At 66.2% G+C, this 19,710-nt stretch carries 20 protein-coding genes and 3 pseudogenes; 15 read left to right on the top strand and 8 right to left on the bottom strand.

What is annotated here, in order from left to right:
- Positions 1–176 precede the first annotated feature (176 nt).
- Both FPZ24_RS17980 and FPZ24_RS17975 read left to right on the top strand, forming a co-directional pair.
- A pseudogene (locus tag FPZ24_RS17980) lies at positions 177–776 on the top strand (acyltransferase family protein); the annotation flags it as partial.
- Positions 736–1,317 (top strand): acyltransferase family protein, encoded by a 582-nt coding sequence (locus tag FPZ24_RS17975; protein ID WP_420853403.1) that lies wholly within the window; start codon positions 736–738, stop codon positions 1,315–1,317. The pseudogene FPZ24_RS17980 and the gene FPZ24_RS17975, both read left to right, overlap by 41 nt.
- Here FPZ24_RS17975 and zapE read toward each other — a convergent pair.
- The 5 genes and pseudogenes from zapE to FPZ24_RS14160 all read right to left on the bottom strand — a co-directional run bounded on the left by zapE (position 1,256) and on the right by FPZ24_RS14160 (position 5,604).
- Positions 1,256–2,365 (bottom strand): cell division protein ZapE, encoded by a 1,110-nt coding sequence (gene zapE, locus FPZ24_RS14175; protein WP_205012899.1) that lies wholly within the window; start codon positions 2,363–2,365, stop codon positions 1,256–1,258. The two genes, FPZ24_RS17975 and zapE, sit on opposite strands and share 62 nt — an antisense overlap.
- 114 nt (positions 2,366–2,479) lie before the next feature.
- Positions 2,480–2,617, bottom strand: a pseudogene (locus tag FPZ24_RS17650) (PaaI family thioesterase); the annotation flags it as partial.
- Positions 2,618–2,831: 214 nt separating this feature from the next.
- Positions 2,832–3,617 carry a succinate dehydrogenase iron-sulfur subunit gene (locus tag FPZ24_RS14170; RefSeq protein WP_146573036.1) on the bottom strand — a complete coding sequence of 262 codons (786 nt, stop codon included), beginning with the start codon at positions 3,615–3,617 and terminating at the stop codon, positions 2,832–2,834.
- 61 nt (positions 3,618–3,678) lie between these two features.
- Positions 3,679–4,248 (bottom strand): ATP-dependent Clp protease proteolytic subunit, encoded by a 570-nt coding sequence (locus tag FPZ24_RS14165; RefSeq protein ID WP_146573034.1) that lies wholly within the window; start codon positions 4,246–4,248, stop codon positions 3,679–3,681.
- Positions 4,245–5,604, bottom strand: a pseudogene (locus FPZ24_RS14160) (NAD-dependent succinate-semialdehyde dehydrogenase). The gene FPZ24_RS14165 and the pseudogene FPZ24_RS14160 overlap by 4 nt, the downstream one beginning before the upstream one ends.
- Positions 5,605–5,706: 102 nt before the next feature.
- Between FPZ24_RS14160 and FPZ24_RS14155 the strand changes: the two are divergent.
- The 8 genes from FPZ24_RS14155 to FPZ24_RS14120 all read left to right on the top strand — a co-directional run bounded on the left by FPZ24_RS14155 (position 5,707) and on the right by FPZ24_RS14120 (position 10,739).
- Entirely contained in the window at positions 5,707–5,967 is a 261-nt protein-coding gene (locus FPZ24_RS14155) for a GlsB/YeaQ/YmgE family stress response membrane protein (RefSeq protein ID WP_146573032.1), read from the top strand.
- Between the two features lie 58 nt (positions 5,968–6,025).
- Positions 6,026–6,265: an exodeoxyribonuclease VII small subunit gene (locus FPZ24_RS14150; protein ID WP_146573030.1), complete on the top strand. Its 240-nt coding sequence runs from the start codon at positions 6,026–6,028 to the stop codon at positions 6,263–6,265.
- Positions 6,262–7,173 carry a polyprenyl synthetase family protein gene (locus tag FPZ24_RS14145; protein ID WP_146573028.1) on the top strand — a complete coding sequence of 304 codons (912 nt, stop codon included), beginning with the start codon at positions 6,262–6,264 and terminating at the stop codon, positions 7,171–7,173. The genes FPZ24_RS14150 and FPZ24_RS14145 overlap by 4 nt, the downstream gene beginning before the upstream one ends.
- Positions 7,174–7,189: 16 nt before the next feature.
- Positions 7,190–7,690: a pantetheine-phosphate adenylyltransferase gene (gene coaD, locus FPZ24_RS14140; RefSeq protein ID WP_146573026.1), complete on the top strand. Its 501-nt coding sequence runs from the start codon at positions 7,190–7,192 to the stop codon at positions 7,688–7,690.
- A 92-nt stretch (positions 7,691–7,782) separates the two neighbouring features.
- Positions 7,783–8,538 carry a peptidylprolyl isomerase gene (locus FPZ24_RS14135; RefSeq protein ID WP_146573024.1) on the top strand — a complete coding sequence of 252 codons (756 nt, stop codon included), beginning with the start codon at positions 7,783–7,785 and terminating at the stop codon, positions 8,536–8,538.
- Between the two features lie 22 nt (positions 8,539–8,560).
- Positions 8,561–9,595, top strand: a complete 1,035-nt coding sequence (gene queA, locus FPZ24_RS14130) for a tRNA preQ1(34) S-adenosylmethionine ribosyltransferase-isomerase QueA (RefSeq protein ID WP_146573023.1) — start codon at positions 8,561–8,563, stop codon at positions 9,593–9,595.
- 2 nt (positions 9,596–9,597) lie between these two features.
- Positions 9,598–10,107: an EF-hand domain-containing protein gene (locus FPZ24_RS14125; protein WP_146573020.1), complete on the top strand. Its 510-nt coding sequence runs from the start codon at positions 9,598–9,600 to the stop codon at positions 10,105–10,107.
- On the top strand, positions 10,104–10,739 hold the full coding sequence (locus tag FPZ24_RS14120) for an HAD hydrolase-like protein (RefSeq protein ID WP_146573018.1): 636 nt from the start codon (positions 10,104–10,106) through the stop codon (positions 10,737–10,739). The genes FPZ24_RS14125 and FPZ24_RS14120 overlap by 4 nt, the downstream gene beginning before the upstream one ends.
- Here FPZ24_RS14120 and FPZ24_RS14115 read toward each other — a convergent pair.
- Positions 10,736–11,614: an oxidoreductase gene (locus tag FPZ24_RS14115; protein ID WP_146573016.1), complete on the bottom strand. Its 879-nt coding sequence runs from the start codon at positions 11,612–11,614 to the stop codon at positions 10,736–10,738. The two genes, FPZ24_RS14120 and FPZ24_RS14115, sit on opposite strands and share 4 nt — an antisense overlap.
- A 101-nt stretch (positions 11,615–11,715) precedes the next feature.
- On the opposite strand from FPZ24_RS14115, the gene tgt reads away from it, so the two are divergent.
- The 3 genes from tgt (at position 11,716) to FPZ24_RS14100 (ending at position 13,845) form a co-directional block, all read left to right on the top strand.
- On the top strand, positions 11,716–12,858 hold the full coding sequence (gene tgt / locus FPZ24_RS14110) for a tRNA guanosine(34) transglycosylase Tgt (RefSeq protein ID WP_146573014.1): 1,143 nt from the start codon (positions 11,716–11,718) through the stop codon (positions 12,856–12,858).
- Positions 12,855–13,064 (top strand): hypothetical protein, encoded by a 210-nt coding sequence (locus tag FPZ24_RS14105; protein ID WP_146573012.1) that lies wholly within the window; start codon positions 12,855–12,857, stop codon positions 13,062–13,064. The genes tgt and FPZ24_RS14105 overlap by 4 nt, the downstream gene beginning before the upstream one ends.
- Positions 13,065–13,197: 133 nt before the next feature.
- On the top strand, positions 13,198–13,845 hold the full coding sequence (locus FPZ24_RS14100; RefSeq protein ID WP_186728880.1) for a GNAT family N-acetyltransferase: 648 nt from the start codon (positions 13,198–13,200) through the stop codon (positions 13,843–13,845).
- On the opposite strand, the gene FPZ24_RS14095 is transcribed toward FPZ24_RS14100, so the two are convergent.
- Positions 13,842–14,600, bottom strand: a complete 759-nt coding sequence (locus tag FPZ24_RS14095; RefSeq protein WP_146573008.1) for a class I SAM-dependent methyltransferase — start codon at positions 14,598–14,600, stop codon at positions 13,842–13,844. The genes FPZ24_RS14100 and FPZ24_RS14095 overlap by 4 nt on opposite strands.
- An 80-nt stretch (positions 14,601–14,680) precedes the next feature.
- Here FPZ24_RS14095 and FPZ24_RS14090 point away from each other — a divergent pair, with 80 nt between their 5' ends.
- Positions 14,681–17,530: a M16 family metallopeptidase gene (locus FPZ24_RS14090; protein ID WP_146573006.1), complete on the top strand. Its 2,850-nt coding sequence runs from the start codon at positions 14,681–14,683 to the stop codon at positions 17,528–17,530.
- Positions 17,531–17,551: 21 nt separating this feature from the next.
- On the opposite strand, the gene FPZ24_RS14085 is transcribed toward FPZ24_RS14090, so the two are convergent.
- Positions 17,552–18,250 carry a Crp/Fnr family transcriptional regulator gene (locus FPZ24_RS14085; protein ID WP_420853402.1) on the bottom strand — a complete coding sequence of 233 codons (699 nt, stop codon included), beginning with the start codon at positions 18,248–18,250 and terminating at the stop codon, positions 17,552–17,554.
- Between the two features lie 175 nt (positions 18,251–18,425).
- Here FPZ24_RS14085 and murA point away from each other — a divergent pair, with 175 nt between their 5' ends.
- Positions 18,426–19,709: a UDP-N-acetylglucosamine 1-carboxyvinyltransferase gene (murA, locus tag FPZ24_RS14080; RefSeq protein ID WP_146573002.1), complete on the top strand. Its 1,284-nt coding sequence runs from the start codon at positions 18,426–18,428 to the stop codon at positions 19,707–19,709.
- Position 19,710: the final 1 nt, after the last annotated feature.

Genomic DNA, 19,710 nt, shown 5'->3' with positions numbered 1-19,710 from the left:
CGTGGACGCGCACTCGGGCGCGCGAGACGCGACGGCGCTTAGGCGCTTCGCTACTCGCTGGCAACCGCTAAAGGGTGTTGGTTAACATCTATTACTGCAACTCATTCGCAAGAGCAATAGTAAGCTTTGGGCGCGTGCGATACGGGGTCTTAACCAGCGCATCGTATGACGGCCGCATGACGGGGGCGGCAAAGACTCAAGTGTTGGCGATCGACGTCGTCCGCTTCTCGTGCGCCCTGATGGTGCTGGGGTTTCACTACACCTATCTGTTTCCGCTCGCCGCCGACAGCGTGCCGTCGCTGTTCGACCCTTCCATCGCGATGCCGATCGAGGGCGCGCGGTTCGGCTGGTTCGGCTGGGTGGGCGTCGAGATCTTCTTCGTCGTGTCCGGCTACGTCATCGCCCTGTCCGGCGCGGAGGCGTCATCGCGGGTGTTCCTGCGGCGCCGCATGTTGCGCCTGGCCCCGGCCGCCTGGATCTGTTCGACGCTCAGCGCGCTGCTGCTGTTGGCCGGCACCATGACGCCGGTCGGTACCGTTGCGTTGCAATGGCTGGCGGCGGCGAGCTTCGTCCATTTCACCAAGCCGATCGACGCGAGTTACTGGACGCTGTCGGTCGAGCTGATGTTCTACATCTTGGTATCGACGCAGTTGCGCGCCGGCGGCAACGCGCCGCGGATCGAGCGTCTCGTCATGGCGATCGGCGGCGCGAGCGTGGCCTTCTGGGTCGCCGCCTATGCCGTTGCCCTGTCGCCGGACATGGCGTTGCGCAACACCGCGATCAACGCGACCCTGTTGCCGCACGGTGTGTTCTTCGCCCTGGGCGCGTTGCTGCAGGGCATGCGCAGCGGACAACCGAGGTCGCTGGCGCGGTCCGGCAGCCGTCCTGTTCCTCGCGGGTTCGCTCGTCGAGATCGCGTTCCATGCCGGCAGCATGCGCGACAATCCCCTGATCGACCCCAATCCGACCGCGCCGATCCTCGTATTCGTCGCGGCGATCGCGGCGATCGCTTCGGCCGATCGGCTACAGGGACCGCTCGCCAGGCTCGGACCGGCGCGGTTGGCGACGCTCGGCCTCGTGACGTACCCGCTCTATCTGCTTCACCAGACCGTCGGCGCCGCCCTCATCGCGGCGCTGATGGCGACGGGGCTGTCGGGCTGGGCGGCGATCGTGTTGGCGGCACTGGGCGTGATCGCGCTAGCCTTTGCGGTCACGCGTTGGTGCGAGCCCTGGGTGCGCCGGTGGCTGGCGCGCGTCAGTGCGCCCCGTGACCCTGCGCCAGATAGTCGTCCGACCGCATCTCTTCCAACCGGCTGACGGTGCGGTCGAACTCGAAGCGGCCGTCGCCCGTTTCGTAGAGCTGCGCGGGTTCGGCATCGGCCGCGGCGAGCAGCTTGACCTTGTGTTCGTAGAGCGCGTCGATGAGGCTGACGAAGCGCGCCGCCTCGTTGCGGTTTTCGGGCCCGAGCTTGGGGATGCCGACCAGGATCACCGTATGATAGCGCCGCGCGATCGCGAGGTAATCGGCCGCGCCCCGCGCCTCGCCGCATAGTTTTTTGAACGAAAAGACCGCGACGCCCTTCAGCGATTTAGGGACATGCAGCGTGCGGCCCTGCACGGTCAAATCCTCCGCGGGTACGTGGTCGCGATCCTCGGGCGGATAGTCGGTCAGGCGGAAGAAAGCGGCGGACAGCTGCTTGGTCGCCTCCGGCCCGTTGGGGACCAGCCACGTCTCCTGCTGGCCGAGCCGATCGCGGCGGTAATCGACCGGGCCGTTGAGCGGCAGCACGTCGAGACGCGTCTCGATGAGGTCGATGAAGGGCAGGAAATGCTCGCGGTTCAGGCCGTTCTTGTAGAGGTCCTGCGGTGGGCGGTTGCTCGTCGTCACCACCGTCACGCCGTGTTCGATCAGCGCGGTGAACAGCCGCGACAGGATCATCGCGTCGGGCGAGTTGGTCACCATCATCTCGTCGAACGCGAGGCAGCGCGCTTCGTCGGCCAATGCTTCGGCGACCGGCGCAATCGGGTCGCCGGCCTCTTTCTTGCGCTCCTCGGCGATGCGCTGGTGCACCTCGAGCATGAATTCGCCGAAATGGACGCGGCGTTTGCGGCCGATGTTCAGGCAGCCGAAGAACAGGTCCATCAGCATCGACTTGCCGCGCCCGACATCCCCCCACAGGTACACGCCGCGCGGGGCATCGGGCTTCTTGCCGAGCATTCTCCATAGCGTGCTGCCGCGCTTCGGCACCGCTTCGAGTTCGTGCTGGAGCCGGTCGAGCCGGGCGGCAGCGGCCTGCTGGTCGGGATCGGCGCGAAGCTCGCCCGCCGCGACCAGCGCCTGGTACTGGGCGAGGACGCTGGTCACCGGAGCGACGGCGGGGGGGCTCGATTTGCGGAGCGTGCCGGTGAAGCTGGCGATCGTCGGCGTGTTTTCCTGCACTACCAGTCCACGCAGGAACAGCATCCGGCTGGTCTCGCGCAGCAACTCGATCCGCGCCTCCAGCGGCTCGCCGATCACCCCGCCGCCGATGAATTGCGCCGACAGATCGAGCGTCACGGCGCCCCCGGCCTGGAGGCATCCGAACGCACGGCTCGCCGCGAACAGCGCCACGTCCATGAAGCCGAGCAGCGCACCGCCATGGACGTTGTCGCGCATGTTCGAATGTTCGTGCCGCGGCATCATCCGCACGCGGGCGATATTGCCTTCCAGCCGGACCTGGAGCGGTTCGAGGAACGCATTGAACCGCGTATTGTCGCGAAACTGCCAGCGCTTCCACCCCGGCGCATCGGGGTCGTCGTCATAGTTGAACAAGGGCTGCGCGGGCGGCGTCTCAGACAATCCGCTCGGCTTCCATCTTCTTGATCTCGGCGATCGCCTTGGCCGGGTTGAGGCCCTTGGGGCACGCATTCGCGCAGTTCATGATCGTGTGGCAGCGATAGAGGCGGAACGGATCCTCGAGATCGTCGAGCCGCTCGCCGGTCATCTCGTCGCGGCTGTCGGCGAGCCAACGATACGCCTGGAGCAGGATCGCCGGCCCCAGGAACTTGTCGCTGTTCCACCAATAGCTCGGGCAGCTGGTCGAACAGCACGCGCACAGGATGCATTCGTACAACCCGTCGAGCTTCTCGCGATCGGCGGGCGATTGCAGCCGCTCCTTGCCCGCGGGCGCCGGGGTGACGGTCTGCAGCCACGGCTTGATCGACGAATATTGCGCGTAGAAGTGCGTGAAATCGGGGACCAAGTCCTTGATCACTTCCATGTGCGGCAGCGGGGTGATCGTCACCTCCGACTTGCAATCCTCGATCGCGGTCGTGCAGGCCAGGCCGTTCTTGCCGTCCATGTTCATCGAACACGACCCGCAAATCCCTTCGCGGCACGAACGGCGGAAGGTCAGCGACGAATCCTGCTCCGACTTCATCTTGATCAGCGCGTCGAGCACCATCGGCCCGCACGTATCGAGGTCGATCTCGAACGTGTCGTAATGTGGATTCTGGCCGGCATCGGGGTCGTAGCGATAGACCTTGAAGCGCTTGATGTTGGTCGCGCCCGTCGCCGCCTTGTGGACCTTGCCCGTATTCTTGATGCGGCTGTTCTTGGGCAGGCGGAACTCGGCCATCGACGTGTCGTCCTATTGCAATGTTGCGGTGCGGCTATGCCTTTCGCCGCCGGAGTGCAAGTCAGATGACGTCGAGCACCAGCCCGAGGTCGCGGGCTTGCTCGGCCTCGATATACCAATTGTCGGGCGCGCGCTGGTGGACCTCGTCGAACGACACGCTGCTGCCCTTGATCAAGTCGCGAAAGCCTTCTTCCTCGATCGCCACCGACGTCTCGATCTCGTTGAGTGCGGCTTTAAGCGAAGCGACGACCATGCGCAGCGGGCCGTTGAGCGTCACCTGCTTCTGGATCTGCCTTTCATGGATCAGTAGCCGCGTGCCGTGGGTCAGGAAGCGGCGCTCGACCGGAAAGGCTGACATGAAGGTCGCCCCCGCCGAATAGACCGCAACCTTGCCGAGGAACAGGATGTCGCGCCCCTGGAATTCGCGGATCAGCCGGATGTCGTCGCCCATCGCGCGTGCCACTTCGGGGTCGCCGCCGAGCGTGGTCATCGTGACGACCAGCATGCCGTCCTTCGGGCACGCGGCAAGCTGGTCGCAGAAGCGATCGTACATCGCATCGTCGACCGCCCCGTGCAGGCGGACATGCGGCGCCGCGAGAAGCGGATATTTCCGCGCGATGCTGTCGGTCACCCGATCACTGCCTTCAGGTTCATGAATTCGTGCAGGCCCCACGGCCCCAGCTCGCGGCCGTGACCGGAGCGTTTGACCCCGCCGAACGGTGCCTCCGGGGTCGAGGCGAGCATGCGGTTGATCGCGGTCATGCCGGCCTGGATGTCGCGGGCGAAGCGTTCCTGCTCGTCCGCATCATTGGTCCAGACCGACGAGCCCAGTCCGAACGGCACGTCGTTCGCCAGCGCGATCGCCTCGTCCAGGTCGGCGACCTTGAACACCATCGCGACCGGGCCGAATATTTCCTCTTTGGCGACCTCCGTCTCGGGATCGACATCGACCAGCACGCCCGGGGTCATATACGCACCGGGCAGATCGGGCTTTTCGGCGCCGAACAACAGGGTCGCGCCGGCGTCGCGGAACTTGGCGAGCTGACCGAGTACGGTATCGCGTTGTTCTTCCGACGATAGCGGACCCATGTCGGTGGCGGGGTCCATCGGGTCGCCGGTCTTGACCGCCTGCATCCCCGCCGAAAACTTCTCCATGAACGCGTCGTAGACGTCGGTGTGGATGATCATCCGCTTGGCGCAGATGCACGACTGGCCGCTATTCTGCACCCGCGCGGTGACCGCGGTCTTGGCGGCGAGATCGATGTCCGCGGAGGGCATAACGACGAACGGGTCCGACCCGCCGAGTTCGAGCACGACCTTCTTGAGCGCCCGTCCCGCGGCCTCGGCGACCTTCGCGCCGGCGCCCTCACTGCCGGTCAGAGTCACCGCGACGATGCGGTCGTCGGCGATCAGATCGGCGACCTTGGCGGACTTGATCGGCAGGTTCTGGAACAGCCCCTCGGGCGCACCGGCCTGCAGGATCGCCGCCTCGATCGCCGCGGCGCAGCCCTGCACCGACGACGCGTGTTTGAGCAGGGCGACATTGCCCGCCATGATCGTCGGCGCGGCGAAGCGGATCACCTGCCAATAGGGGAAATTCCACGGCATCACCGCGAGCACCGGCCCCATCGGCAGCCAGCGCGCATGGACCGGGCCGGCGGGTGTCTCGACATCGGTCGTCTCGAGCAATCGCAGCCCGTGGCGCGCATAGTAACGGAATGCTGCAGCACATTTTTTCGACCTCCGCGACCGCGGATTTGAGCGTCTTGCCCATCTCTTCGGTCGCGATCCGCGCGAGCTTGTCGCGGTCGTCCTCAAACACTTCGGCGATCCGGCGGAGCAGCGCCATGCGGTCGTGCGGGTCGCTGGTGCGCCACGACTGGAACGTAGCGTGCGCTTTAGCGAGCCGCGTTTCGATCTGCGCATCGGTCAGCTCGGCATGGCTCTGGCCGGGTTCGCCGGTCGCGGGGTTGATGCTGGTGAACATGGGCCTCCCAACGCGTGCGTCTGCGCGAATATCCCAAGTATCATTGTGCAACCGGAACAAGCGTGCAACGTTGATGCACCTACCATCGTGGGAGAGGACAAAATGGGTATCATCCGCATGATCGTCGTCGGCTTCATCGTCGGCGTGCTGGCGCGCTTTTTCTATCCGGGCGCGGTCAATATGGGCTTCATCATGACCGTGCTGCTCGGCATCGCCGGGTCGTTCCTGGCCGGGCTGATCGGGATGGCGCTGTCGCCCGCTCAACGCGCGCAGGGGCTGCATCCGGCCGGGTTCCTGTATTCGATCCTGGGCGGCATGCTGGTGATCTTCATCGTCATCCGCTTCCATCTGCTCGGCGCCTGACGCCGTAACCGGCGGATCGGCGGTTGCTCCCGCCGGTCCGCTGACGCATAGCGCGGCGATGGATACGCCGATCGCCGACCTGTCGTTCGAGGACGCGCTGAAGCGTCTCGAGGAAATCGTCCACAAGCTCGAAACCGGCGAGGCCAAGCTCGGCGAGGCGCTCGACCTGTACGAAGAGGGCACGCGGTTGCGCCAGCAATGCAGCGCGCGCCTCGACGCGGCGCAGGCGCGGATCGAGGCGATCCGGCTCGGCCCCGACGGACGCCCGGCCGGCGTCGCGCCGTTCGACGGCGGATGAGTACGAAGCCGGTGGCTTCCTCGCTGACGCTCCAGGCCGCGCTGACCGACGTGGGCGACGAGATCGACCGCCGGTTCGACACGCTGCTCGCGATCCCCGACGATCCCCGCGCCGATCTGTATCGCGCGATGCGCCATGCCGCGATCGGCGGGGGGAAAAGGCTGCGGCCGTTGCTCGTCCATGCGACCGGCACGCTGTTCGGGGTCGATCGCGATTGCATCGCGCGCGTCGGCACCGCGATCGAGGCGATCCACGTCTATTCGCTGATCCATGACGATCTGCCGGCGATGGACGACGACGATCTCCGCCGCGGCAAGCCGACCGTGCACAAGGCGTTTACCGAGGCGGCGGCGGTGCTGGCGGGCGACTGTCTCCATGCGCTGGCGTTCGAATGGCTCGCCGACCCGGCAACGCATCCCGACCCGTTCGTTCGTGCCGAACTCGTCAGCGAAGTCGCGCGCGCGTCCGGTCCGAACGGCATGGCCGGCGGGCAGATGATGGACCTGGAGGCGGAAAAATCGCGCTTCGACCTCGCGACCGTGACTCGACTCCAGGCGATGAAGACCGGCGCGCTGATCGCCTGTTCGGTCGAGGCCGGCGCGATTCTCGGCCGTGTTCAGCCCGAGGGTCGCAAGGGTCTGCGCGGCTATGCCCGCGACATCGGCCTCGCCTTCCAGATCGCCGACGATCTGCTCGACGTCGAGGGCGACGAGGACAAGGCCGGCAAGAAACTCCGCAAGGACGCCGGCGCGGGCAAGGAGACGTTCGTCTCGTTGCTTGGGATCGACCGCGCGAAGGAACAAGCCGCGTTGCTGGTCGATCAGGCGGTGGATCACCTGCGCGGCTTCGGCGCGGAGGCCGACCTGTTGCGCGAGATCGGGCGATTCGTGCTCGCGCGCGAAAGCTGACTTTGGGGGATCTGGCATGACCACACGCATCGGCGTCTATCCCGGCACGTTCGATCCGATCACTTTGGGTCACATGGATATCATCCGGCGCGGCGCGAAGCTGGTTGATCGGCTGATCATCGGTGTCACGACCAACGCCGCCAAGTCGCCGATGTTCAGCGACGACGAGCGGATGGAGATGGTGCGACGCGAAGTCACCGCGATCGGTAATGGCGATATCGAAGTGGTCGGGTTCAACTCGCTGCTGATGGACTTTGCCGAGGCGCAGGGCGCGTCGATCGTCATCCGTGGGATCCGAGGCGTCACCGACTTCGAATACGAATATCAACTGACGGGCATGAACCGCGCGCTCAACCACAAGGTCGAGACGGTCTTCCTGATGGCCGACGTCGCGCTGCAGCCGATCGCGAGCCGGCTGGTCAAGGAAATCGCGACCTATGGCGGGGACATCACGAAGTTCGTGCCGCCGACGGTGCGCGACGAGGTGATGGCGCGAGTCGCCGAGCAGAAGTGCTAGGCTGCCTCAAATACGCCGCTTTATCTCCGCATTGGCGCGCTGACTGATTTGCTTTAAGCGACCAGTCGAACCAAGTTTTCCTCGGAGTCTCCATGCGTTTCTTACTCGGCCTGATCGCGACGATGTGCCTCGCGGTCACCGGCAACCCGTCGATGGCGGCCAAGAAGAAGACGGCCGCGGCCGTTGCGCCCACCGAACAGCGGATCGCGCCACCGGCGCTGACCGACAAGGAAAACCTGCTCTATCTCGACCTGTCGACCGGCGGTCGCGTGGTCGTGCGGCTCTATCCCAACGTCGCGCCGAAGATGGTCGAGCGGATCAAGATCCTGACCCGCCAGCATTTCTATGACGGGCTGAAGTTCCACCGCGTCATCGAAGGCTTCATGGCGCAAACCGGCGATCCCAAGGGCGACGGCACCGGCGGATCGACGCTTCCCGACCTGCCCGCCGAGTTCAACTGGATGCCGCACGTCCGCGGCGCGGTGTCCGCCGCGCGCGAGGGGGCGGCGCCCGATGCCGATGCCGCCGCCAAGAAGAAGGCCGAGGATTCGGCGAACAGCCAGTTCTTCATCGTGCTCGACCCCAAGCTGGTACTCGACAAGAAATACACGGTGTTCGGGCGCGTGATCAGCGGCATGGAATATGTCGATACGGTCGAGCGCGGCGAACCGCCGGCGAATCCGTCGACGATCGTCCACGCGTACATCGCTGCCGACAACCCGCCCGCCTACGCGCCAGCGCCGCCACCGCCGCCGCTCGCCGCACTGGCCCCTGCGCCGACGCCGACCCCGGCCGCCAAGCCGGTCCCGGCGAAGCCCGTGGCGAAGAAGCCGGCCGCGAAGAAGTAATCCGCAAGACCCGGAGGTTGGCGTGAACGTCGACCTGTTCGACTTCGACTTGCCGCCCGAACGGATCGCGCTCCGTCCCGCGTCGCCGCGCGATGCGGCGCGGATGCTGGTGGTCGACGGCGCGACGATGCGCGATCGCGTCGCGAGCGACTTGCCCAGGGAACTCCGCGCGGGCGATCTGCTCGTGTTCAACGATACGCGCGTGATACCCGCGCAGCTCGAAGGTACGCGCGGCGATGCCAAGATCGGCGCGACCTTGCATAAGCGCGAAGGACCGCGGCGCTGGCGGGCGTTCGTCCGCAACGCACGACGGCTGCGTGAAGGCGACGCGATCGATTTCGGCAACGGCGTCAGCGCCATCGCGTCGGATCGTGGCGAGGACGGCAGCTTCGCGCTCGACTTTGCGGGCGACGAGCCGGTCGAACTACTGCTCGAACGCTGCGGGCGGATGCCGTTGCCGCCCTATATCGCATCGAAGCGCGCAACCGATGCGCGCGATGCCGACGACTACCAGACGATGTTCGCCGACGAGCCGGGCGCGGTCGCGGCGCCCACCGCGGCGCTCCATTTCACGCCCGAGTTGATGGCGGCGCTCGACCAGGCCGGGATCGGCCACGTCACGCTGACGCTCCACGTCGGCGCGGGGACCTTTCTGCCGGTCAAGGCCGACGATACCGACGACCACAAGATGCACGCCGAATGGGGCCGGATCGACGGCGCGACCGCCGATCGCATCAACGCGACGCGCGCCGCGGGCGGACGCGTGATCGCGGTCGGCACCACCAGTCTCCGCCTGATCGAGAGCGCCTGCGATGAAGATGGTCGCGTCCGGCCATTCGAGGGCGACACCGCGATCTTCATCACGCCGGGCGTGCCGATCCGCGGCATCGACGGGCTGATGACCAACTTCCACCTGCCACGCTCGACGCTCTTCATGCTCGTCTCCGCGCTGATGGGCCTCGACGTCATGCAAAAAGCGTACGCGCACGCGATCGAAAGCGGCTATCGCTTCTACAGTTATGGCGACGCGTCGCTATTGCTGCCCGCGAAAGGATGATCATGCGCGTTGCCCTAGCCGTTGCCCTCGCGCTGATCGCGTCGCCCGCCGTGGCGCAGACCGATAATAACCGCGTGCCGATCCCGCTCGGCAGCAAGGGCCCGCCGCCGGTCGGCCCGACCCCGCCGAGCCTGGTGGTCGAACCCGTAGCTATGATGATCGCGACATGCGATGCGGACGGCGACGGCCGCACCAGCCGCGACGAGATGCACCGTTGCCTCGCGAAGAGCTTTGCGACGATCGATACGGGCAATACCGGCCAGCTCGGCTATATCGCGTTCGCCGACTGGGCGGAGCGTTACCTCGGCGACCGCACCGCGCTGCCCAGCCCGTTCGAGACGGACGCCGACGGCGATAACAAGATCACGCTGGCCGAGCTCGACGCCAAGTTCGACCAGATCTTCGCGCGGCTCGACGTCAACAAGGACGGGTATCTGACCCGCGCCGAACTGCTGACGATCCGTGCGGTCATCAACCCCGGCTACGAGAAGCGCAAAAAGGGCAAACCGTGACCGCGGCGCACCCGTACAAGCTCGTCATCTTCGATTTCGACGGCACGCTGAGCGACAGCGGCGAGTGGTTCATTTCGATCGTCGATGACTTGGCCGATCGCTTCCGCTTCCGTCGCGTCGATCGCGACGAGATCGAGACGCTCCGCCGGCGCCCGACGCGCGAGGTGATTCAGCATCTCGGCATACCGGGCTGGAAATTGCCGATGATCGCGCGCCACGTCCGGGCGCGGTTTCGCGACAGCGCCGCGCAGATCCGCACGTTCGACGGCGTCCGCGCGATGCTCCACACGCTGACCGAAGCGGGCATCCGCATGATGCTGTGCTCGTCGAACGGCGAGGCGAATGTTCGCGCGGTACTGGGCGCCGACGCAGCGCGGTTCGAAGCGTATTTCTGCGGTTCCGGGCTGTTCGGGAAGGTCGCCAAGTTCCGCCGCGCGATCAAGGCGAGTGGCCTGACGCCGCCCGCTATCCTGTCGATCGGCGACGAGACGCGCGACATCGACGCCGCGCGGGCGGTCGGGATCGGCGCGGGCGCGGTGCTGTGGGGCTATGCCAACCCGGAAACCCTGGTCGCGATGGGGCCGGACAAGGCTTTCGCCACGCCCGACGAGATCGTCGCCTACCTGACCTAGGCGGGTACCGCGTTCCCGATCGCGTCGAGATCGGTCATCGCATCGTCGTCCAGATCGATATCGGCGACAGCCAGGTTCTGCTCGAGGTGCGCGACCGACGATGTGCCGGGGATCAGCAGGATGTTGGGCGAGCGCCGGAGCAACCAGGCGAGCGCGGTCTGCATCGGCGTCGCGCCGATCCGCGTCGCCACATCGTTGAGCGTCGACGATTGCAACGGCGAAAATCCGCCGAGCGGGAAGAACGGGACATAGGGAATGCCCTGGTCGGCGAGGTCGTCGATCAGCGCGTCGTCGTGCCGGTTGGCGACGTTGTAGAGGTTCTGCACGCACGCGACCGGCGCAATGTCCTGCGCTTCGCTGACTTGGTCGGCGGTCGCGTTGCTGATGCCGAGATGGCGGATCAGCCCCTGGCGTCGGAGGTCGGCGAGCACCGCGAATTCCTTGCCGATCGAGCCTTCGGTCGGGCCGTGGCCGTCGCCCATCACGCGGAGGTTCGCGGCGTAGATCTGATCGATGCCCAAGTTCTGGAGATTGCCCTCGACACCGCGCTTGAGGTCGTCTGGCGACATGGCCGGATTCCACGACGCATCGTCGCCGCGCGTCGCGCCCAGCTTGGTAACGATCGCGAGCCCCGCCGGATAGGGCGACAAGGCTTCGCGGATCAGGCGGTTGGTGACGTGCGGGCCGTAGAAATCGCTGGTGTCGATATGATTGACGCCCGCTGCGACCGCCGCCTTCAACACTGCGATCGCCGCGTCGTGATCCTTGGGCGGCCCGAACACGCCCGGTCCGGCGAGCTGCATCGCGCCGTAACCGATGCGATACACTTGGCGGTCGCCGAGCTGATAGGTGCCGGCTTTTGCGAGATCGGACATGCTGGGTCTCCCGTGATCGTCGGGCGAAGGTGGGGAGTGCGGCGGCTTGCGGCAAGCGGGGCGGTCGACAGACCGTGCCTGCAATGGCTAGGAGCCGCGCGATGACTTCCCGTTTCCAATTCACCATCCACGCCACCGACGGCAAGGCGCGCACCGGGGAGGTCGCGATGCGGCGCGGCACGATCCGCACGCCCGCTTTCATGCCGGTCGGCACCGCGGCGACCGTCAAGGCGATGAAGCCGGCCGACGTGCGCGCGTCCGGTGCCGACATCATCCTCGGCAACACCTATCACCTGATGCTCCGCCCGACCGCCGAGCGCGTTGCGCGGCTCGGCGGGTTGCATGCCTTCATGGGCTGGGAACGGCCGATCCTGACCGACAGCGGCGGATATCAGGTGATGAGCCTGTCCGAGCTGACCAAGCGCGACGAGACCGGGGTCGAGTTCAAGAGCCACCTCGACGGCACGCGGCATTTGATGAGCCCGGAGCGGTCGATGGAGATTCAGCGGCTGCTCGGCTCCGACATCGTCATGGCGTTCGACGAATTGGTGCCGACGACTTCGACCAAGGACGTGCAAGCGGCGGCGATGGCGCGGTCGATGCGCTGGGCGAAGCGCTCGCGCGAGGCTTTCCTCGGCGGTGGCGCGCATGCCGACAACGCCGCGCAGTTCGGCATCCAGCAGGGCGCGCTCGACGAAGAGTTACGCGGGCAAAGCGCGGCGGCGCTGACCGAAATCGGGTTCGACGGCTATGCGATCGGCGGCCTTGCGGTGGGCGAGGGGCAGGCGGCGATGTTCGGTTGCCTCGACTTCGCGCCGGGCCAGCTCCCCGCCGACCAGCCGCGCTATCTGATGGGTGTCGGTAAACCCGACGACATCGTCGGCGCGGTCGAGCGCGGGGTCGATATGTTCGATTGCGTGCTGCCGACGCGCAGCGGGCGGACCGGCCAGGCCTTCACGCGCACCGGTCCGATCAACATCCGCAACGCCAAGTTCGCCGAGGATCGCGGGCCGATCGATCCCGAGTGCGGCTGTCCGGTCTGCGCGACGTGGGAGCGCGCCTATCTCCACCATCTCGTTCGCGCGGGCGAAATCCTCGGCGCGATGCTGATGACCGAGCACAACCTTTATTTCTACCAAGCGTTGATGATCGACCTGCGCGGCGCGATCGCGACCGGGACGCTCAATGCATTTGCGAGCGGATTCCGGGCGCGCTACGCAGGCGCCAAGGAGAGTGACGCGTGACCGACGAGATCAAGGAATTCGGACCCGAGGAAAACGAGATCATGCGCGCCGCGCGCGAGGCGAAAGCACGCGCGGAAGGCGCCAAGAAGACGCCCGAACCCGCGACGTTGAGCAAATGGGGTATCGCAGCGATCGGCGCTGGGGTCGGATCGGCGGCGGTCGCCGCGGCAGTGCTGTATGCCAACCGGAACAAGCGAAAGAGCTGAACCGCTTCGGCGCCTCGCAGAGGCGTATCGCTGGCAACGGCGGCTGGGGCATGACGCGATCGAGCTGCCCTGTTGCGGAATCGTCGCGGACGATCGGCATCCGGACCTGTGGGACGCCAATCACGCGGATAACGTGACGGCCGAAAGCGATGCGGAGATCGACGCCGTGCTCGCGGCGATGGATCAGCATCTCGGCCATAGCGAGTGGCGCGTCGTCCATACCGATCCCTTCACGCCAGAACCTTTTCTCGCGCGGCTGGCCTATGACGGGTTCGCGGAGCGGCCGGTCGTGATCCAGATGACGTGCGACCGATTGGCGCCGGCGCGCGCGGCGTCGGTGCTGATCGTCGAGGTCACGGAACAGCGCGAGTGGGATGTGCTGGGCGAGCTCGTCGCGGCTGACGTCCAGGAAGGCAAGCGCACCGGCGGGCTCGACCTTGATCTCGATTTCGTGCGCGGGATGATCGCCAATTACCGGCTCAAGACGCCGGAATATCGCTTCCATCTCGCGGTGCGAGACGGGCAGGCGTTGGCCTATGGCGCGATGGCGATCGCGCCCAACCGGATGGGGATGATCGAGGATCTGTTCACGCTGCAATCGGCGCGGCGACAGGGCATCGCCTCTACCCTGATCGCATATTTCGATCGCGAGTTGCGCGCTGCCGGATGTCACCAGCTATTCCTTGGTGCGGTGGCGGAGGAAGAAGCGAAGTCGCTCTATTTCAACCTCGGCTTTCGCCCCGCAATGCTGACGCGGTGTTGGGTGAAAAACGTCAGCTAGACTGGCCTGCGTCCGGTCAGCACGTCGACGGGTCCGAGCGAGCGCTTGGTATTGAGCGGCCAGGGGATGCCGAGCGTCGCGACGAGTCGCTCCCGGCGAAGATCGTCGACCGCCGCGAGGATCGCATCGAGGCGCGCGGGGTCGCCATAGTCGCCGGTGTCGCGGAATCGATCGATCAGCACGAACCGGCCGCCGGGCTTGAGCACGCGTAGCGCCTCGGCTACCGCCGTCAGCGGCCCCGGCAGCGCTGCCCCCTCCCGCGCAGGGACTTCGTGAAAACACATCACCGACGTGACGCGATCGAAGCTGGCGTCGGGGAAATCGAGATGCCCGGCATCCATCTTGCGGAACGTCACGTCGGGCAGCCGCGCCTCGCATGCCGTTTGCGCATAGTCCCAATCGCTGCCCCAGAAATCGATGCCGGTGGCCGCGACGTCCGGTGCACGGCGTAGCACGGTCGCGAGCAGGCTGGCGTCGCCGCAGCCGATATCGAGCACCGTATCCGTCGCGTCGGGCGCGAGCGCCAGGCGATCGGTAACGAGGTCGTGGATGCGCTGCTGCCACCCGGCGGAAAGTTGGTGCCTGATCCGCAACATGATGAAAGCCGCGACGCTCGCGCCCGCCGCCGGAATCAGTAGGAGAAACGCCCAGGGCGATTGCACCGCCCCCATCACGGCGACCGCGGCGAAGAACAAGGCGATGAAAATCGCGACGCGAATACGTCGCCGCGGAATCCAGTTCGATGCGCCGTCCATCGCTCCCTCCCTGTCGCGATTGACACCCAGCGTCTTAGCACGACACAACACCGCGACCCAACCTCCCGCCGGAGAACCGAATGCGCTTGACCCGTGCTGCCCTGTTGATGGGTGTTGCCCTTTTGCCTCTGGTCGCGACAGCTGCGCCCAAGAAGGCGGCGCCGCGGCCCGCTCCTGCCGCCGGCGTCAAGCCGATCGCCTACACCTCCCGCACGCTCGCCAATGGCCTGCGCGTCTATGCGATCCGCGACACCAAGACGGCGAACGTCTCCGTGCAGGTGTGGTACAATGTCGGGTCGAAGGACGACCCCAAGGGTAAGTCCGGTTTCGCGCACATGTTCGAGCATCTGATGTTCAAGGCGACGCGCAACTTGAAGTCGGAGAATTTCGACCGCCTGACCGAGGATGTCGGCGGTGAGAACAACGCATCGACCAATCCCGACTTCACCAATTACTACGAAGTCGTGCCGGCCAATCACCTCCAGCGGCTGCTGTTCGCCGAGGCCGACCGGATGGCGAGCCTGGTGGTCGAGCCGGTCAGTTACGCGTCCGAGCGCGACGTGGTGAAGGAGGAGCTGCGGCTGCGCACGCTCGCGACACCGTACGGGAAGCTCTATTCGATCTACTACCCGCAGATCAGCTATAAGGTGCATCCCTATGCGCGGCCGGGGATCGGCAGCCTCGACAACCTCGAAGCCGCGACGATCGACGATGTCCGCGCGTTCCATGCGACCTACTACCGGCCCGACAACGCGGTGCTGGTGATTGCCGGCAATTTCGAACCGGCCGACCTCGACAAATGGGTCGATCTATATTTCGCCGGCATCAAACGGCCCGACCGTCCGATCCCGCGCGTGACGGTGATCGAGCCGGCGCGAACCAAGGCGGAGAGCTACACCGTCTACGAACCCAACACGCCGCTGCCCGCGGTGCTGATCAGCTACCAAGCGCCGCCGGACAACGACGCCGATATTCCCGCATTGACGGTGCTCGACGCGATCCTGTCGCGCGGGGATTCGTCGCGGCTGTATCAGGACATGGTCTATCGCGATCAGTTGGCGCAGTCGGTCAACACCTTCGTCGAGACCAAGCAGGCTATCGGCGCGTTCGTCGCGCTGGCGATCATGGCCGAGGGCAAGAACGTCGCCGACGGCGAGAAAGCGTTGCGCGCAGAGATCGCGCGCGTCCGCGATACGCTGGTGACGCCCGCCGAACTGGCGCGCGCCAAGAACCAGTTGCTGACCGCGACGATCGAAAGCCGCGAAACCGCCGACGGCAAAGCGTCGACGATCGCGCGATCGGTGATCGTCGACGGCGATCCGGCGGCGGCCGACAAGCAGTTAACGGCGATCGCGCGGGTGACGCCGGCCGACATCCAGCGCGTCGCGCGTCGCTACCTGACCGACGATCGGTCGGCGGCGATCCGTTATATGCCGGCCGAAATGGCGAACGGCGCGAAGAGCGATGTGATCGGCGTCGCGAAGACGGTCGAGATCGCGGAGCTCAAGACGCCCGGGAACGTCGAGGTGGTGACGCCCGCAAGCGATGCCAAGCGCATCCTGCCGCCCGAACCGGCCAAGCCGATCGTCGCCGCCCTGCCCGCGCCGGTGACCATGAAGCTCGCCAATGGCATGACGCTGATCGTCGTCGAGAAGCACGATTTGCCGCTGATCAGTGCGTCGATGATCGCGAACGGTGGGGGCGCCGCGGACCCGGCGGATCGCGCGGGGCTCAACAACCTCACCGCCGATCTGATGACGAAGGGCACGACGACACGGTCGGCGACTCAGATCGCGACCGAGGTCGAGAAGCTGGGCGGCTCGATCCAGTCGGGCGCGGGCTGGGACTCCGCAGAAGTGGAGCTCCAGGTGAAATCGGACCAGATCGCCCCGGCGCTGGCGGTGCTCGCGGACGTCACGCGCAACCCGGTGTTCGCCGCCGACGAACTGGAGCGTGACCGCGCGCAGACGATCGACGGCGTCCAGGTTCAGCTCAAGGATCCGGCGCGGCTGGCCGGCCTCGTCGCGACGCGCGCGGTGATGGGGGACGGCCCGTACGCGCACCCCCTCGCCGGCACGCCCGTATCGCTCAAGGCGATCACGCGCGGCGACGTGCAACGCGCCTATGCCAAGACGTGGCAGCCCGACGGCGCGACGCTGATCATGGTTGGCGACATCACGCCCGCCGCCGCTAGGGTGCTGGCCGAGCGGAATTTCGGTACGTGGAAGAATGTCGGCAGCCGGCCGGTCGTGCCGGCGCCTGCGGCCATTGTCGACGCAATGCCGCCGCGCGTGATCGTCGTCGATATGCCTGCTGCCGGGCAAGCGGGCGTCGTGGTCGCACGGACGGGCATCGCGCGCAGCAGTCCGGTATTCTACGCCGCCAGCGTCGCCAACGCGGCGCTCGGGGTCGGCTATTCGGCGCGGCTCAACCAGGAAATCCGCATCAAGCGCGGGCTCGCCTATGGCGCGGGCAGCGCGCTCGCGGCGCGGCGTCAGCCGGGCTATGTCGCGGCCAACACGCAGACGAAGAATCCCTCGGCGCCCGAAGTGGTCGGCCTGATCGTCGATGCGATGCGCGGCATGGGATCGGCGCCGGTGTCCGCGAGTGAACTCGCTTCGCGCAAGGCGGTACTGATCGGCGATTTCGGCCGCGAGACCGAAACGACGGGTGGGATCGCCAACATCCTGGGCGATTATGTGATCGAGAACGTACCGCTCGACGAATTGAAAGCCTTCACGCCCAAGATCGACGGCATCGACGCGGCCGCGGTTCAAAGCATCTCGCAGCGCCTGCTAGATCCGACGAACGCGAGCATCATCGTCGTGGGGGATGCCAAGCTCTTCATCGACGAACTGCGGAAAAAATATCCGACCGTCGAGGTGATCGCGGCGGACAAGCTGAACTTGGACAATTCGACGTTGAAGTAGCGTCGTCGCCCCGGCGAAGGACTATCGCGCCGCGGGCAGCCAGCTGAGATCGAGCCCCTGATAGCGATCGACGTAATTCGCCTCGCGGATCAACGCGCGTTCGTTGGCGAAGGTGATCCGGCCGTGTTCGCGCGCGATCAGTCCATCGTCTTCGAGCTGACGGAGCATGCGGTTGACGTGAACGGCGGTCAGCCCGGTCGCGTCACCGATCTCTTCCTGCGTGAGCCCCAGCACCAAAGTATCCGTGATCGACTTGTCGATCATCCGTAGCCGGTTGCGCATGTCGATCAGTACCGCCGCGACCCGTGCCTTGGCCGACGTCCGGCCGAGCGCCGCGAGCCGGTCGGTCAGCGCGGCGCGTTCGATCTGGCCATAGACCATCATCAACGCACCGAGCCGGGGATGTGCGCCAACGATTTCGCTCAACGCCGCGCGTTCGAACGGGCAGATGACGCTGTCGGACAGAGCGGTGAGTGTCTCCGGCGCTTCGCGATAGGCGAGGCTCGACAAACCCATCATGTCGCCGGGAAACAGGAAGCGCAGGATCTGGCGGCTGCCGTCGTCGAGCAGCATCGACGACATCATCACCCCCTTCTTCAGGATGAAGAGCTCGCCGACGCGATCATTTTCTCGCTGGATCGTCGCGCCGCGCCGTACCGCGCGTTCGCGCTCTTCGAGCCGCGCCAACGCGTCGTGTTCAGCCGTTGTGATCGATACCAGATCGCCCAAACGCTCGGCGAAACAACTACCTGACACGCTATACTAACCCCCGCGACCTTTCTTTACACAAAGCAGGGCGCGGGCAGACGTGCATTAAAGTCGATCAATGGTGGTTGCGAACCCGTTGCATTACGCCACTGCTTGCGCGAGCGCGTAACGACGATAGATACCGCCCATGGACCGTATCCTCATTCGCGGCGGCAATCGGCTGTCGGGCAAGCTCCCTATCTCCGGTGCGAAGAACTCGGCGCTCACGCTGATGCCGTGCGCGCTGTTGACCGAGGAACCGGTGACGTTGCGCAATCTGCCACGCCTCGCCGATGTCGACAGCTTCGGTCATCTGCTCAACCAGCTTGGCGCGTCGACCGAGATCGAAGGCGCGCGTCCCACCGATTTCGGGCGCGTGATGACGATGCGCGCGGGCCGGCTGACCTCGACCGAGGCGCCGTACGACATCGTCCGCAAGATGCGCGCGTCGATCCTGGTGCTGGGGCCGTTGGTGGCGCGCGCGGGCGAGGCGACGGTGTCGCTGCCCGGCGGCTGTTCGATCGGCAACCGCCCGATCGATCTCCACCTGAAGGCGCTCGAAGCAATGGGCGCGGAGATCGAGATTGCCGCCGGCTATGTCCGTGCCAAGGCGCCGGGCGGGCGTTTGCCGGGCGGACGCGTGACCTTCCCGATCGTGTCGGTCGGCGCGACCGAGAATGCGGTGATGGCGGCGGTGCTGGCGAAAGGCTCGACGGTGATCGAGAATGCCGCGCGCGAGCCGGAGATCGTCGATCTTTGCAACCTGCTGCTCGCGATGGGCGCGCAGATGTCGGGCGTCGGCACCGAAACGCTGGAGATCGAGGGCGTCGATCGCCTCCACGGCGCGACCTACCGCGTGATGCCCGACCGGATCGAAGCGGGCAGCTATGCCTGTGCGGTCGGTATCGCCGGCGGGAATGTCGAACTGGCCGGGATCAAGGCCGACGATATGCGCGCGACGATCGCGGCGTTGGTCGATGCCGGCGTCACGGTCGAGGAAAAGGGCCATTCGCTCCACGTTTCGTCCGACGGCAAGCTCAAGCCGCTGACGCTCTCGACCGCGCCGTTCCCGGGTTTCGCGACCGACATGCAGGCGCAGTTCATGGCGATGCTGTGCAAGGCCGACGGTGCGAGCGTGCTGACCGAAACGATCTTCGAAAACCGCTACATGCACGTCCCCGAGCTGGCGCGAATGGGCGCCGATATCCAAGTGCGCGGCCGCACCGCCGTCGTGCGCGGGGTCGATCGCATGGTCGGCGCGCCGGTGATGGCGACCGACCTGCGCGCGTCCATGAGCCTGATCATCGCCGGCCTGATCGCCGACGGCGAGACCCAGGTCAGCCGTGTCTACCACCTCGATCGCGGGTATGAGCGGCTCGAGGAAAAGCTTCAGGCGGTCGGCGCCGATATCGAGCGCGTCGGCGACGGCTGAT

This window comes from Sphingomonas panacisoli (assembly GCF_007859635.1).
Taxonomy (GTDB): Bacteria; Pseudomonadota; Alphaproteobacteria; order Sphingomonadales; family Sphingomonadaceae; genus Sphingomonas; species Sphingomonas panacisoli.
This window is presented reverse-complemented; position numbering and strand designations above follow the sequence as displayed.

Bases quoted from the DNA above. Each gene is read 5' to 3' on its own strand.
- tgt (WP_146573014.1), top strand. From the start codon at position 11,716: ATGACTTCCCGTTTCCAATTCACCATCCACGCCACCGACGGCAAGGCG.
- FPZ24_RS14125 (WP_146573020.1), top strand. From the start codon at position 9,598: ATGCGCGTTGCCCTAGCCGTTGCCCTCGCGCTGATCGCGTCGCCCGCC.
- FPZ24_RS14150 (WP_146573030.1), top strand. From the start codon at position 6,026: ATGGATACGCCGATCGCCGACCTGTCGTTCGAGGACGCGCTGAAGCGT.
- FPZ24_RS14155 (WP_146573032.1), top strand. From the start codon at position 5,707: ATGGGTATCATCCGCATGATCGTCGTCGGCTTCATCGTCGGCGTGCTG.
- murA (WP_146573002.1), top strand. From the start codon at position 18,426: ATGGACCGTATCCTCATTCGCGGCGGCAATCGGCTGTCGGGCAAGCTC.
- FPZ24_RS14145 (WP_146573028.1), top strand. From the start codon at position 6,262: ATGAGTACGAAGCCGGTGGCTTCCTCGCTGACGCTCCAGGCCGCGCTG.
- FPZ24_RS14135 (WP_146573024.1), top strand. From the start codon at position 7,783: ATGCGTTTCTTACTCGGCCTGATCGCGACGATGTGCCTCGCGGTCACC.
- FPZ24_RS17975 (WP_420853403.1), top strand. From the start codon at position 736: ATGCCGTTGCCCTGTCGCCGGACATGGCGTTGCGCAACACCGCGATCA.
- FPZ24_RS14090 (WP_146573006.1), top strand. From the start codon at position 14,681: ATGCGCTTGACCCGTGCTGCCCTGTTGATGGGTGTTGCCCTTTTGCCT.
- FPZ24_RS14170 (WP_146573036.1), bottom strand. From the start codon at position 3,617: ATGGCCGAGTTCCGCCTGCCCAAGAACAGCCGCATCAAGAATACGGGC.
- FPZ24_RS14095 (WP_146573008.1), bottom strand. From the start codon at position 14,600: ATGGACGGCGCATCGAACTGGATTCCGCGGCGACGTATTCGCGTCGCG.
- FPZ24_RS14115 (WP_146573016.1), bottom strand. From the start codon at position 11,614: ATGTCCGATCTCGCAAAAGCCGGCACCTATCAGCTCGGCGACCGCCAA.
- coaD (WP_146573026.1), top strand. From the start codon at position 7,190: ATGACCACACGCATCGGCGTCTATCCCGGCACGTTCGATCCGATCACT.